At 64.8% G+C, this 14,365-nt stretch carries 11 protein-coding genes; 9 read left to right on the top strand and 2 right to left on the bottom strand.

Annotation, left to right across the window (positions count from 1 at the left end; genetic code table 11):
- Positions 1-9: 9 nt before the first annotated feature.
- Both AB4097_RS08495 and AB4097_RS08500 read right to left on the bottom strand, forming a co-directional pair.
- Positions 10-921 carry a DMT family transporter gene (locus AB4097_RS08495; RefSeq protein ID WP_442038429.1) on the bottom strand — a complete coding sequence of 304 codons (912 nt, stop codon included), beginning with the start codon at positions 919-921 and terminating at the stop codon, positions 10-12.
- Between the two features lie 178 nt (positions 922-1,099).
- On the bottom strand, positions 1,100-2,710 hold the full coding sequence (locus tag AB4097_RS08500; protein WP_442038431.1) for a phosphoenolpyruvate carboxykinase: 1,611 nt from the start codon (positions 2,708-2,710) through the stop codon (positions 1,100-1,102).
- Positions 2,711-3,224: 514 nt separating this feature from the next.
- Here AB4097_RS08500 and AB4097_RS08505 point away from each other — a divergent pair.
- The 9 genes from AB4097_RS08505 to AB4097_RS08545 all read left to right on the top strand — a co-directional run bounded on the left by AB4097_RS08505 (position 3,225) and on the right by AB4097_RS08545 (position 14,364).
- Entirely contained in the window at positions 3,225-3,923 is a 699-nt protein-coding gene (locus AB4097_RS08505; RefSeq protein ID WP_099509738.1) for a response regulator transcription factor, read from the top strand.
- 78 nt (positions 3,924-4,001) lie between these two features.
- The gene (locus AB4097_RS08510; RefSeq protein WP_442038433.1) at positions 4,002-5,855 is read left to right on the top strand and encodes a stimulus-sensing domain-containing protein; all 1,854 of its coding nucleotides are present in this window, start codon (positions 4,002-4,004) and stop codon (positions 5,853-5,855) included.
- On the top strand, positions 5,852-6,307 hold the full coding sequence (locus AB4097_RS08515) for an HPr kinase/phosphorylase (protein ID WP_442038435.1): 456 nt from the start codon (positions 5,852-5,854) through the stop codon (positions 6,305-6,307). Before AB4097_RS08510 ends, AB4097_RS08515 begins: the two co-directional genes overlap by 4 nt.
- A gap of 88 nt (positions 6,308-6,395) precedes the next feature.
- On the top strand, positions 6,396-6,794 hold the full coding sequence (locus tag AB4097_RS08520; protein ID WP_442038437.1) for a PTS sugar transporter subunit IIA: 399 nt from the start codon (positions 6,396-6,398) through the stop codon (positions 6,792-6,794).
- Positions 6,795-6,799: 5 nt separating this feature from the next.
- On the top strand, positions 6,800-7,120 hold the full coding sequence (locus AB4097_RS08525) for an HPr family phosphocarrier protein (protein WP_442038439.1): 321 nt from the start codon (positions 6,800-6,802) through the stop codon (positions 7,118-7,120).
- A 414-nt stretch (positions 7,121-7,534) separates the two neighbouring features.
- Positions 7,535-8,935, top strand: coding sequence for an adenosylhomocysteinase (ahcY, locus tag AB4097_RS08530; protein ID WP_442038441.1), 1,401 nt, complete (start codon positions 7,535-7,537; stop codon positions 8,933-8,935).
- 519 nt (positions 8,936-9,454) lie between these two features.
- The gene (locus AB4097_RS08535) at positions 9,455-12,025 is read left to right on the top strand and encodes an ATP-binding protein (RefSeq protein ID WP_442038443.1); all 2,571 of its coding nucleotides are present in this window, start codon (positions 9,455-9,457) and stop codon (positions 12,023-12,025) included.
- Between the two features lie 8 nt (positions 12,026-12,033).
- Positions 12,034-13,620, top strand: coding sequence for a tRNA (adenosine(37)-N6)-threonylcarbamoyltransferase complex ATPase subunit type 1 TsaE (gene tsaE / locus AB4097_RS08540; protein WP_442038445.1), 1,587 nt, complete (start codon positions 12,034-12,036; stop codon positions 13,618-13,620).
- Positions 13,621-13,629: 9 nt separating this feature from the next.
- On the top strand, positions 13,630-14,364 hold the full coding sequence (locus tag AB4097_RS08545; RefSeq protein WP_442038447.1) for a nucleotidyltransferase family protein: 735 nt from the start codon (positions 13,630-13,632) through the stop codon (positions 14,362-14,364).
- Position 14,365 lies beyond the last annotated feature (1 nt).

The following is a 14,365-nucleotide window of genomic DNA, read 5'->3' on the forward strand; positions in this document are numbered from 1 at the left end:
ATCGAGCTCTCATTCCGTCTGCTTTGACGGCTTGGAGCATGGGGACAGGCTTCTGTCGCAATGGATCATCCTGTTGTCGGCCCTGCGCTGATGATCCAGGAGATACAGAACCGATCCGATCACCACGAGGGCTCCGGCGAGAACGTGCAGCTTGGGTTCGTCGCCGAACACGAACAGCCCGACCGGAATGGCCCAGATGAGTTTGGTGTATTGCATGGGCGCGACGCTCGATGCCGGCGCCCGGCGCAGAGCCTCGATCATCAGGAACTGCGCCGATACCATGACGAGGCCGGATACGATGACCAATCCGACATCGCTCCAGTCGGGAGCATGGCTCAGGGAAAGTCCGGGCAGGCTTGCGGTCAGCTGGCCCGCCATCACGGCCGCGACCATGATGGCGCGGTTTTCCTGCGACCCGATGGTGCGCATGATCAGGATGACGCCGGCTCCGACGAAGACATTGAGGAAGGCGGTCAGGTGGCCGAGCGACAAGGCTGCGTAACCGGGCTGAACCATGATCAGGATCCCGGAGAAACCGACGAGGATCGCGGTCCAGCGCGCCGGTGGGGTGCGCTCGCCCAAGAGCCACGCGGCCGCGACCGTGACGACGAGCGGCGAGCCGAAGGTGATGGAATAGACATCCGCAAGCGGCAGGAGCGAGAAGGCATAGAACCCGGAGACCGTTCCTACGCCGGCGAGGAATCCGCGCCCGATCAGCATCTTCGGATTGCGGATCGTCGAAAGCCTGTACGCCTTGTCGCGCCAGATCACGACGCCGACCACGATGCAGGCGACGCCCGCCTGCATGGCGATGATCTGGAAGATCGGATAGTGCAGCGAGAGGAGCTTCACCAGGGTGTCGCTGGTCGCAAAGAGCCCGTTTGCGGCAATCGCAAAAAGGACACCGGTCAATCGATTCACGGGCGGATCCCACCTGGATTAGGAGGCTGCCGCCCCATCTTATTTGCCTGTCATCATACATCCTTTTCGATGAGTCGGAATTCCCGCAGCGCATGGGTGGGAAGCGCTGCCGGTGGGACGGGCAAACAAAAAGGCGGCCCGAAGGCCGCCTTCCGTCAGAAGTTTATCGAGATGTCGGTTACGCGGCGATCGAGGTCTGCGGGGCGGCCGAGCGGACATCGGAATCCACGTGGCTCTCGAAGCGCTTGAAGTTCTCGTTGAACATGTCGATCAGGCGCTTGGCCGTCTCGGCGAACTCCGCCTTGTTGGCCCACGTCTTCACCGGATACAGGATGTGCGGCTCGACGCCGGGCACCGAGGTCGGCACCGCGAAGCCGAAATACGGGTCGCGGCGGAAATCGGCGCGGGACAGCGAGCCGTCGAGCGCCGCGGTGAGCAGGCGGCGGGTGACGCGGATCGGCATGCGGCGGCCGACGCCGTACTTGCCGCCGGTCCAGCCCGTGTTGACGAGCCAGCAATCCACATGATGCTTGGCGATGAGGTCGCGCAGCAGGTTGCCGTATTCCGACGGGTGACGCGGCATGAAGGGCGCGCCGAAGCAGGTGGAGAAGGTGGCCTCAGGATCCTTCACGCCCTTTTCCGTGCCCGCCACCTTCGCCGTGTAACCGGACAGGAAGTGGTACATGGCCTCGGCCGGCGTCAGCTTGGCGATGGGGGGCAGCACGCCGAAGGCATCGCAGGTGAGCATCACGATGTTCTTCGGAATGCCCGCGCGGCCCGTGGCGCTTGCATTGGGAATGAAGTCAAGAGGATAGGCGCAGCGCGTGTTCTCCGTCTTCGAGGCATCGTCGAAATCGGGGATGCGTGTGACCGGGTCGATGGTCACGTTCTCCAGCACCGTGCCGAAGCGCTCGGTGGTGGCATAGATCTCAGGCTCGGCCTCGCGGGAGAGGCGGATGGTCTTGGCGTAGCAGCCGCCCTCGAAGTTGAACACGCCGTTCGGGGTCCAGCCGTGCTCGTCGTCGCCGAGCAGGACGCGAGCCGGATCGTTGGAGAGCGTGGTTTTGCCGGTGCCGGAGAGGCCGAAGAACACGGCCACGTCGCCCCGGTCGCCCACATTGGCCGAGCAATGCATGGGCATGATCTTCTGAGCCGGCAGCACGTAGTTGAGATAGGTGAAGACCGACTTCTTCATCTCGCCCGCATAGGACGTGCCGCCGATGAGCACGATCTTGCGTTTGAAGTCGCAGGCGATGACCGTCTCCGTGCGGCAGCCGTGACGGGCAGGATCCGCCTTGAAGGACGGCAGGTCGATGATGGTCAGGCCGGGCACGTAATCGGCGAGTTCGCCCCGGTCGGGACGGATCAGCAGGTTGCGGATGAAGAGCGAGTGCCAAGCATATTCCGTAAAGACACGGGCCTTGACCCGGTAGGCCGGATCTGCGCCGCCGTAGAGGTCCTGCGCGAACAGCTCCTTGCCCTCGGCATGGGCCAGGAAGTCGGCCAGCAGGGTGTCGAAATGGCCGGGCGTGATGGCGCCGTTGTTGTCCCACCACACGGTGTTTTCCGTGGTCTCGTCGCGCACCACGAACTTGTCCTTGGGCGAACGGCCCGTATGGACGCCGGTGTCGGCCAGGAGCGCACCGCCCTGCACGAGCCTGGTCTCGCCCCGGGTCAGGGACTGCTCGTAGAGAGCAGGCGCCTCGAGGTTCCAATAGACTCGTTTGAGATTGCGGAGGCCGGAGGCCTCAGCGCCCTGTGCGCTGTTGAAGACGCCGATATTTTCCACGGAAGACTTCTCCTGGTTGGCGGTCGCCGCGCAGCCGGATCAGCCGCCGTCCGATGACCGTCACATGGGGTAGGCCAAACAATTCCGGCAAGACTTTGCCGCCTCGCTTGAACATGGAACCTTCTTTAGGTCAGCTGACGGTGCCGTCAACTCAGGCCATTTCATCGCATTCTATTTTTCCCAGAACCAGACCTCTGCCAGCCCCAATGCCTCGAATTTGAAGGTATTTTTCGAGTTCTTTCGTATGATTGACCGGCTTGTTCAGCCGGTATCCGATGTCTGTCGTTACGGAAACAGGCGCAGGGTCCATCCTCTCGCGACCGCAGCGGATCGTTCGTCCGCGGTTGAACGGGCGTCTTTTAGACACCACTATCAGTGGCCGCCCCCTGGCCATGGCCGGGGGAAACCATATTTACGCCACGAGAAAGGCGCAGTTGGGGACGTTTTAGGGCCTTCTGCGTTGTCAGACGATACGAAAATCTGACATAGTTTGTGTCAAACCAAGGAAGAGTTCATGCCAACGATCGCCCTTGTCGATGACGATCGCAACATCCTGACCTCTGTTTCCATCGCCCTCGAAGCGGAGGGCTACCGCATTCAGACCTATACGGACGGCGCCTCGGCCCTGGACGGTCTCAAGCATGCTCCTCCCGATCTGGCGATCTTCGACATCAAGATGCCCCGCATGGACGGCATGGAGCTCCTGCGCCGCCTGCGGCAGAAATCGGACCTGCCGGTGATCTTCCTGACCTCCAAGGACGAGGAGATCGACGAGCTGTTCGGCCTCAAGATGGGCGCCGACGACTTCATCCGGAAGCCGTTCTCCCAACGCCTGCTCGTCGAGCGCGTGAAGGCCGTCCTGCGGCGGTTCGCGCCCAAGGACCAGACCGCCCCCAAGGAGGCCGACCCGAAGGCCCTGGAGCGCGGCCAGCTCAAGATGGATCCGGAGCGCCACGCCTGCACCTGGAAGGGCGAGCCGGTGACCCTCACCGTGACGGAATTCCTGATCCTGCAGGCCCTTGCCACGCGCCCGGGGGTGGTGAAAAGCCGCAACGCGCTGATGGATGCGGCCTATGACGACCAGGTGTACGTGGACGACCGCACCATCGACAGCCACATCAAGCGCCTGCGCAAGAAGTTCAAGTCGGTTGACCAGAGTTTCGAAATGATCGAGACCCTCTACGGCGTGGGCTACCGCTTCAAGGAAGCCTGACGCTTTGACGCGCAAGCAACCTGGAAAGACGGTCATGGTCCGGTGGAAGGCAACCCGGGCCATACTTGAACGAGTGGCATGAAGGCTGACCCCATCCACGCCGAGGCGGCGTTCGACGATCCGCCGGCCCCTCGGGGCATCCTGGCGCGGCTGAAACATTTCGGCCGCATGATCGTGCAGCGAGGCTCCTCGAGCCTGACGCGCCGGATCGTCGTGCTCAATCTGGCCGGCCTCGTGGCCCTGCTGGTCGGCTTCCTCTACCTCAACCAGTTCCGCGAAGGCCTCATCGAGGCGCGGGTGCAGAGCCTTCTCACCCAGGGCGAGATCATCGCGGGCGCGATCGCGAGCTCCGCCACGGTCGAGACCAACACCATCACCATCGACCCGGACCAGCTCCTGCAGATGCAGGCGGGAGAGACCGAGCGGTTCAACGACGAATCCTTCTCCTCGCTCGAGTTCTCCATCAACCCCGAACGGGTCGCGCCCCTGCTGCGCCGATTGGTGACCCCGACCAAGACCCGCGCCCGGATCTTCGACCGGGAAGGCACCCTGTTGCTTGATTCCAGGTCGTTCTATTCCCGCGGCGACATCCTGCGCATGGAGTTGCCGCCGGTCGCCAATGTCGAGGATACGACGAGCTTCATCGAACGCACTTGGAACAGCATCCGCAAGATGTTCCGGCGCACCAAGCGTCCGGTGCAGGAGGAGGTCGGTCCGGCCAACGGCAAGTCCCTGCCGGAGGTGCAGCAGGCCTTCGCCGGCCAGCAATCGAGCGTAGTGCGCGTCAACAACCGCGGCGAGACCATCGTGTCGGTGGCCGTTCCAGTCCAGCGCTTCCGCACGGTTCAGGGCGCTCTGCTGCTCTCGACCCAGGAAGGCGACATCGACGCGATCATCGCGTCCGAGCGCTTCGCCCTGCTCCAGGTCTTCCTGGTGGCGGCCGTGGTCATGATCGTCCTGTCGCTCTTCCTCGCCGGCGCCATCGCGGGCCCGGTCCGGCGACTGGCGGAGGCGGCGGAACGGGTGCGCTGGGGCACGAAGTCCCGGCAGGAAATTCCCGATTTCACCACCCGATCCGACGAGATCGGTCACCTCTCTGGCGCCCTGCGCGACATGACCAGGGCGCTCTACAACCGCATCGACGCCATCGAGAGCTTCGCGGCGGACGTGGCGCACGAGTTGAAGAACCCGCTGACCTCCCTGCGCAGCGCCGTCGAGACCCTCCCGCTCGCCCGCAGCGACGAGTCCCGAGAGCGCCTCCTGTCGATCATCCAGCACGACGTGAAGCGCCTCGACCGCCTGATCAGCGACATTTCGGATGCGTCGCGCCTGGACGCGGAACTCGCCCGTGCCGATGCGGAGCCGGTGGACATGATGCGGTTGCTCGACGCGGTGGTATCGGTCGCCAACGAGCGCCGCCAGGACCACGACCCTCTCATCACGCTCAGCATCGAAAGGCAGGCTCAGGGCCGGGACGCCTTCCTGGTCCTCGGCCATGACAGCCGCCTGGGGCAGGTCTTCAACAACCTGATCGACAACGCCCGCTCGTTCTCGCCGCCCGACGAAACCGTGAACGTCGCCATGCGCCGCCGCAAGAACCAGGTCGAGGTCCTGGTGGAGGACAGCGGGCCCGGCATCGAGCCGGATGCCCTCGACCGGATCTTCGAGCGCTTCTATACGGACCGGCCCGAGCAGGGCTTCGGCCAGAATTCCGGCCTCGGCCTGTCCATCTCCCGCCAGATCATCGAGGCCCATCGCGGCACGATCCGGGCCGAGAACCGGCCCGGTCCTCCCGACGAGGACGGCGAGCCCACCCGCCTCGGCGCCCGCTTCGTCATCCGCCTGCCCGTCGAAGGGGCGAAGGCCAAGAAGGAGCAGGAGAAGAAGGACAGGGACAAGGCCAAGCGCGACACCGGGAAGAAAGCCCCTTGAGCGCGGGCGAGACGATCCACGCCGGCTGCGTCCTCGTCGGCGAGGCGGGCCTTCTGATCCGGGGGGCGTCGGGATCGGGCAAATCGACGCTGGCCCGCGAGGTGGTGTCGCTCGCTCTCAGGGCGGGCCGCTTCGGCCGGCTGGTCAGCGATGACCGCACTCGCCTCGAATTGCGTCATGGCCGCCTCCTGGCATGGCCGGTGGAACCACTCGGCGGCAGCATCGAGGTGTTCGGCCTCGGCATCGTCCGCCAGCCTTTCGAGAGGGCCGCCGTAGTGCGCCTGGTGATCGACCTCTCCGACGATCCTGCCCGCTATCCGGAAGAGCCAGACAGGCAGGTTGAGCTCTGCGGCGTCATGGTCCCTCGCATCCGGATGCAGGCCGGTGCAATCTCGGCGGATGTCGCCCTGGCCTGCCTGAGTGGTGTTTGCGACACGGTCGTGACACTGTGATGAACTTTTCCTCTCATTGCTCTTGCGCTTGGCTTCGCAGTGCACAAAATAGCGGCTCCGCTCTCGGAGCGTTCGGACTTGTAACATTATGATTGGAATGGTGCTCGTCACCCACGGGCAGCTCGCGACGGAATTCAAAGCCGCGCTCGAGCATGTCGTGGGTCCTCAGGAGCAGCTTGAAACGATCACGATCGGCCCCGACGACGATATGGAGACTCGGCGCAAGGACATCATGGCCGCCGTCTGCCGGGTCAATTCGGGTCATGGGGTCGTGGTTCTGACGGACATGTTCGGCGGCACGCCCTCGAACCTGGCCCTGTCCTGCATGAACGGTTCCGTCGAGGTGGTGGCAGGCATCAACCTGCCCATGCTCATCAAGCTGGCTTCCGTGCGCGACGAGGAAGCCCTGTCCGATGCCGTCTCCCATGCCCAGGAGGCGGGGCGCAAATACATCAACATCGCCTCGCGCGTTCTCTCCGGAAAGTGACCGTCATGCAAAGGCTCAGCAATGAGGATTGCCCTCCGGCTCCCGTGCCGGATGGAGCCGAGGTCCGGGAGCTTCCCATCATCAACCGCCGGGGCCTGCACGCCCGCGCCTCGGCCAAGTTCGTCCAGACCGTCGAGCGCTTCAACTCCGACGTGACGGTGACCCGCTGTGGTGAGACCGTGGGCGGGCGCTCGATCATGGGCCTCCTGACGCTCGCGGCCGCCCAGGGCACCTCCATCACCGTCACGGCCAAGGGCGAGGATGCCCAGTCCTGCCTCCAGGCCATCGACGACCTTCTCGCCAACAGGTTCGGCGAGGACGAATAAGAGCAGATTTATAGCCGTCTACTGTCCTTCCGGGGCCGCGTAGCGGAGCCCGGAACCCATGAACACGGCATAGAAGGCAAAAGCGATCAGCGTCACACCTCTTTCTGCCCCGTTAGCGCATCGTGCGGACCCAGCGGGCCGCGCTAGCGAAAAGTGGATCGGTTTTCCGGCCTAACGATGCTCTCATTGAAAGAGGAAGCATCGGATTGTATCCCAAAAGTGCAAGTCCACCTTTGGGTCCGATGCTGTAGCGGTTATGGGTTCCGGGTTCGCCTCCGGCGCCCCGGAATGACAGCGGCAGGACCTCTCGACGCAAATAACATATAAAGACATCTTTATATCTTGATTGCCTCGCTCGCGGGTCTCTGGTAGAGACAGCGCCAATTCAACCGAACAGGTGCAAGAGAGGCCATCATGGCGCAGGATTACATCGTCAAAGACATCAGCCTTGCCGATTTCGGCCGCAAGGAAATCTCCATCGCCGAAACCGAGATGCCGGGCCTCATGGCCGTCCGGGCCGAGTACGGTCCGAAGCAGCCCCTGAAGGGCGCCCGCATCGCCGGCTCGCTCCACATGACGATCCAGACCGCGGTGCTGATCGAGACCCTCAAGGCTCTCGGCGCCGATGTCCGTTGGGTGTCCTGCAACATCTACTCCACCCAGGATCACGCCGCCGCCGCCATCGCGGCCGCCGGCATCCCGGTTTTCGCCTATAAGGGCGAAACCCTGAAGGAGTACTGGGACTACACCGCCAAGCTGTTCGACTGGCATGGCGGCGGCGTGCCGAACATGATCCTCGACGACGGCGGCGACGCCACCATGCTGGTCCATCTCGGCCTGCGCGCCGAGCAGGGCGACGTGGCCTTCCTCGAGAAGCCGGGCGCGGAAGAAGAGGAAGTCCTCTTCGCCCTCATCAAGCGCCTGCTCTCCGAGAAGCCGAAGGGATGGTTTGCCGAACTCGCCCAGTCGATCAAGGGCGTGTCGGAAGAGACCACCACGGGCGTCCACCGCCTCTACATCATGGCCAAGGAAGGCAAGCTCCTCTTCCCGGCGATCAACGTCAACGACTCGGTCACCAAGTCGAAGTTCGACAACCTCTACGGCTGCCGCGAGTCCCTGGTCGACGGCATCCGTCGCGGCACGGACGTGATGATGGCCGGCAAGGTCGCCATGGTGGCGGGCTTCGGCGACGTGGGCAAGGGCTCGGCCGCTTCGCTCCGCCAGGCCGGCTGCCGCGTGCTGGTGTCGGAAGTCGACCCGATCTGCGCCCTCCAGGCTGCCATGGAAGGCTATGAGGTCACGACCATGGAGGACGCCGTTTCGCGCGCCGACATCTTCGTCACCGCCACCGGCAACAAGGACGTGATCACCCTCGATCACATGCGGGCCATGAAGGACCGGGCCATCGTCTGCAACATCGGCCACTTCGACAACGAGATCCAAGTCGCCGGCCTCAAGAACCTCAAGTGGACGAACATCAAGCCGCAGGTGGACGAGATCGAGTTCGCCGACGGGCACCGCATCATCCTGCTCTCGGAAGGCCGTCTCGTGAACCTCGGCAATGCCATGGGTCACCCGTCCTTCGTGATGTCGGCCTCGTTCACCAACCAGACGCTGGCTCAGATCGAGCTCTTCACCCAGCAGGGCAGATACGAGCGCAAGGTCTACACCCTGCCCAAGCACCTGGACGAGAAGGTCGCCTCGCTGCACCTCGAGAAGATCGGCGTGAAGCTCACCAAGCTGCGCCCCGACCAGGCGTCCTATATCGGCGTGTCCGAGCAGGGCCCGTTCAAGCCGGATCACTACCGCTACTGATCGGTCGGTTCCTCGCGAATGAATGAAAGCCCGGCTTAAAGCCGGGCTTTTTCTTGCTCAGTGTCTGGCCGGAAATGCGTGGTCATCCCCTCTCGCGTCATCACCGGTCTTGTGCCGGTGATCCCGATTGATTGAAACACTGTGCTCTTCGGATCGAGATGGCCGGCACAGGGCCGGCCATGACGAAGAGGGAAGCGATTGATCGGCCCGACTCTCAGGAGGCAACCGAATCGAACAAACTGTCGCACCGGCATGTGTGTGTCACAAATGCAATATGGTTCGAGGAATTGCACACAGGTTCTCCAAAGGAAGTTTAAGCCGGTGTTAACCCTCTTCCTGGCGGAGTCGGGGGTAGTCTAGAGTGAACACGAATCGACCGGCTGTGCTGTGGCTTCGAACCTGCGCCGGCAGTTCCGTTCATGCGTAGACGGTTGACCCCTGCAGTGCCGCGAGGCGTGGCCGGGGATCGATCCAACTTGGCCTTGTTTTCGGCCGTCAACAAAGGAAGGGCAGCACGGCATGGCCGGGCATTGGGAGCGTCACGACGGCAACAGCGATGGGAAAGGCTCCCTCGTCGGTTCGGCCCGCGTTCCCCTGTCCCTGACGCTCCTGACCGGCACCTCCCAGGCGGCCCTCGCCAATGATCTCCTGCTCCCGATCACGGAAAGGGCCTCGGACCTCCTCGGCTTCCTGAACGGCTTCGATCTGCACAATGCGGTCTATTTCGGCCTCTTCATGGGCCTCGTCGCCGTCTCGACCACCGCCGCCCTGCTGCTGATGCACGAGCGCAAGCGCGCCGCCCGGAGGGAACGGCGCCTGCGCAACGAGCTCGACGCCCTGCGCGGCTCGGACGATCTCGCGACCCTCCTCATGGGGTCGGAGCGCCAGCTCCTCGTGAGCTGGCCCGGGCGGAACGGGGAACCGCGCTTCCAGGGCGATCCGACCATCGTCGGCGAGAACGCCTCGGCCCAGCGCGCCCTCGCTTTCGGCACTTGGCTCGCCCCGACGGACGCCACGGCGGTCGAGGGCGCCCTCGAACAGCTGAAAGAGCGCGGCCAGGCCTTCCGCCTGACCGGGCGCTGCACCGCGGGCAGCCGCTTCGTCGACGTGGAAGGCCGCACCATCGGCGGGCGGGCGCTCCTGCGCCTGCGGGACGTGACCGGCGACCGGGCCGAGCTCATGAAGGTTCAGGGCCAGCTCGCGGTCGCGCGCAGCGACCTGCGCTCCATGACGATGCTGCTCGACGACGTCGCCTATCCGCTCTGGATCCGCGATACGGACGACAAGCTGCTCTGGGCGAACCAGGCCTATCTGCGCTCCGTCGAGGCCAGGGATCTCGACGACGCCATCGCCCGCTCCCTCGAACTCCTCGGCACGGGCACCCGGGACGAGGCGCGGCGGCAGCGCCTGTCCGGCGTCACCTTCTCAGGGAGAGTCACGGCGGTCGTCGCAGGCCATCGCGCGGTGCTCGACGTGATCGAACGTCCGACGGCCGGCGGCAGCGCGGGCATCGCCGTGGACGTCTCCGAACTCGAAGCGGTGCGCACCGATCTGCAGCGCCAGATGGACGCCCATGTGCGCACCCTGGACCAGCTGCCGACCGCCGTCGCGATCTTCGACGGCTCGCAGAATCTCATCTTCAGCAACGCCGCCTATCAGCGCCTCTGGGGCCTCGACGCCGCGTTCCTGGCCTCGCGCCCCACGGACAGCGAGGTGCTCGACAAGCTGCGCACCGGCCGCAAGCTTCCCGAGCAGGCGGATTTCCGCGCCTGGAAGACCGAGTTCCTGCACGGCTACCACTCGGTGGAGCAGCAGGAGACCTGGTGGCACCTGCCCGACCGGCGCACCCTGCGCGTGGTCATCAACCCCAATCCGCAGGGCGGCGTCACGTACCTGTTCGACGACGTGAGCGAACGTTTTGAGCTGGCTTCGCAGGTGCATTCGCTGACCCGCGTGCAGTCCGAGACCCTCGATACGCTGAAGGAAGGCGTCGCCGTATTCGGCTCCGACGGGCGCCTCAAGCTGCACAACCGCGCCTTTGCCGACATGTGGAACCTGTCGTCCGAGATGACGGCGGAAAACCCACATATCGACACCATCATCAGGGCCGCCCGCCTGCTGGCGCCGCAGGACGAGCCGTGGATCGACATTCGAGGCGCGGTGGCGGGCCTCGCCGACATGCGCATGGGCCTCACCTGCCGCATTGAACGCCACGACGGCACGGCGCTCGACTGCACCGCGCAGCCCCTGCCCGACGGCGCGACGCTCCTGAGCTTCACGGACGTGACCGCGAGCGTGAACGTGGAGCGCGCGCTCACCGAGCGCAATGAAGCGCTGGAACGCGCCTCGCGGCTGCGCGACGAATTCGTGCACCACGTATCCTATGAGCTGCGCTCGCCGCTCACCAACATCATCGGCTTCACGCAATTGCTCGGCGACGAAACGGTGGGCGCCCTCAATCCGCGCCAGCGCGACTACGCCGACCACATCATGCGCTCCTCGGCCTCGCTGCTCGCGATCCTCAACGACATTCTCGATCTCGCGTCCATCGACACCGGTTCGCTGGAGCTGACGCCGGAGATCGTCGACATCCGCTCCACCATCGAGGCCGCCATGCGCGGGCTCGAGGACCGGCTGGCGGAATCCTCGCTCAACCTGGTCATCGACACGCCGGACGACATCGGTACCTTCGTGGCCGACGGCAAGCGCGTGCGCCAGATCCTGTTCAACCTGCTCTCCAACGCGGTCGGCTTCTCTTCGCCCGGCCAGACCATCCAGGTGTCGGCGCGCAAGCGCGGCGGCGAGGTGATCTTCGACGTGAAGGATCAGGGGCGCGGTATTCCGGCCGAGATCAAGGCGCGCATCTTCGAGCGGTTCGAGAGCCATACGCTGGGAACGCGCCATCGCGGCGTGGGCCTGGGGCTGTCCATCGTGCGTTCCTTCGTGGAGCTGCATGGCGGGCGCATCGAGGTCTCGTCCACGCCCGGCCTCGGCACCACGGTCACGTGCATCTTCCCCAATGACCGGCACGAGACGCCGTCCGATGGCCGATCCGCGCAATCTGCGCTAACTCCAATCGCAGCCGAGTAGGAACAGCGATGGTGAATGGACTGGCCCTCATGCCCGAGCAGGACCTTTTGCAAGCCGCATGGATCGTGACGCTTCCCGACCACGAGTCGACGGAGCGCTTTGCGAGGATCCTGGCCGAAGAACTGAAACCGGGGGACCTCGTCACCCTGTCGGGCGGCCTCGGCGCCGGCAAGACGACGCTCGCCCGCGCCTTGGTGCGGACCCTCGCGGGCGATCCGGAACTCGAGGTTCCAAGCCCCACCTTCACCCTGATGCAGGTCTATGACGGCCAGCGTCCGCCTATCGTCCACGCGGATTTCTACCGCCTTTCCGGTGGCTACGAACTCGCGGAGCTGGGCTGGGACGAGATGACGGAAAACGCCATCGCGCTCGTCGAATGGCCGGAGCGCGCCGACGACGCGTTGAACCCCGAGCATCTCGACATCCGCCTCGATTTCGCTCCCGGCAGCCAGGGGCGCGGCCGCCTCGCAATGCTCACCGGAACCGGCGCCTTCGCGTCCCGGCTCCAGCGCATGAAAGCCTACCGCAGCCTCGTCGAGCGCTGCGGCTGGGGCGATGCGAAGCGTCAGCCCATGCCGAGCGACGCCTCCGTGATCCGCTCCTACGAGCGCCTGGTGAAGCCGGACGGCTCGACCGCGCTGCTGATGATCTCGCCTCCGCGCCCGGTCGGGCCCGCCGTGCGGCGCGGCAAGCCCTACACGACCATCGCGAAGCTCGCCGAGACGGTGAATGCGTTTGTCGCCATGGACAAGGGCCTGCGCGCCTTAGGCTTCAGCGCGCCCTACATCTACGGCGAGGACCTGGAGGCCGGCCTTCTGCTCATCGAGGATCTCGGCTCCGAGCCCGTCACCGACGCCAGGGGTCCGATCCCGGAGCGCTACGCGGAGGCGACCAGGGTTCTCGCGCAGCTCCACGGCCAGACCCTGCCGCAGGTGCTCCCCGTGGCGGACGGCATCGACCATCCGATCCCGCCCTACGATCTCGAAGCCCTCCTCATCGAGGTGGAGCTTCTGCTCGACTGGTACGTGCCCCACATCATCGGCACGCAGCTCTCGGGCTCGGCGCGGGCCGAGTTCGTCAATCTCTGGACCGAGACCCTGGGCGAGGTTCTCGCCGCCCCGGCCACCTGGACCCTGCGCGACTACCACTCGCCCAATCTGATCTGGTTGCCTGAGCGCGAAGGCCTGCAGCGCGTCGGCATGATCGACTTCCAGGATGCGGTGCTGGGCTCTCCGGCCTACGATGTCGCGTCGCTCCTGCAGGACGCGCGCGTGACCGTGCCGCCCGAGCTCGAACTGAAGCTCATCGGCCTCTATGCCCGCGACCGGAAGGCCGCCGATCTTAGCTTCGACGTGTCGGCCTTCGCCCGCGCCTACGCGATCATGGCGGGCCAGCGCGCCACCAAGATCCTCGGTATTTTCGCCCGCCTCGACCGGCGCGACGGCAAGCCGCATTACCTCAAGCATCTGCCGCGGATCGAAGCCTATCTCATCCGCAACCTCGCCCATCCGGCCCTGGGCAAGCTCAAGGTCTGGTATGAAAACTATCTGCCGAGGCTCATCCCGCAGGCGGATGAACTCCCTCCCGAATCCTGAGCCAGCTCCTTGTCCCAGACCTCCCCGCGCGCGCCGCACAAAGCCATCGTTCTCGCTGCAGGCTTAGGGAAACGCATGCTGCCGATCACGGCCACCATGCCAAAACCTCTCGTGAAGGTGGCGGGACAAAGCCTCGTCGACTTCGCCCTCGACCGGCTGCACGAGGCAGGCATCGACACGGTGGTAGTGAACGTGCACCACTTCGCCGACATGCTCGAAGCGCACCTGAGCACCCGTGAATTCCCGCGCATCGTCATCTCGGACGAGCGCGGCGAGCTCCTTGAAACCGGCGGCGGCGTGAAGAAGGCCCTGCCGCTTTTAGGCGACGAGCCCTTCATCACCTTCAACTCCGATTCGCTCTGGATCGAGGGGAAAGAGCCGAATCTGAAGCGTCTCGTGGCAGCCTGGGACCCGGAGCGGATGGACATCCTGATGCTGGTGGCCCCGTTATCCACAAGCATCGGATTCGAAGGCCGGGGCGATTTTCATAGGGACGAGAGCGGGCGCCTGCGCCGCCGCGGAACGGATCCGAGCGCGCCTTTCGCCTATGCGGGCGTCGCCATCGTGAAGCCGGAACTCGTTCACGGAACCCCGGACGGAGCGTTCTCGGCCAACGCCTTCTACGACCGCGCCATCGCGAAGGAGCGCCTCTACGGCTTGTGCATGGAGGGGCAATGGCTGCATGTTGGGGAGCCTCAGGCGATTACCGAGGCCGAACAATGCCTCGCCGCCAGCAAGCGATGAG

Origin of the sequence: Microvirga sp. 2MCAF35 (assembly GCF_052115545.1) — a bacterium.
In the GTDB taxonomy this organism is placed as follows: Bacteria; Pseudomonadota; Alphaproteobacteria; order Rhizobiales; family Beijerinckiaceae; genus Microvirga.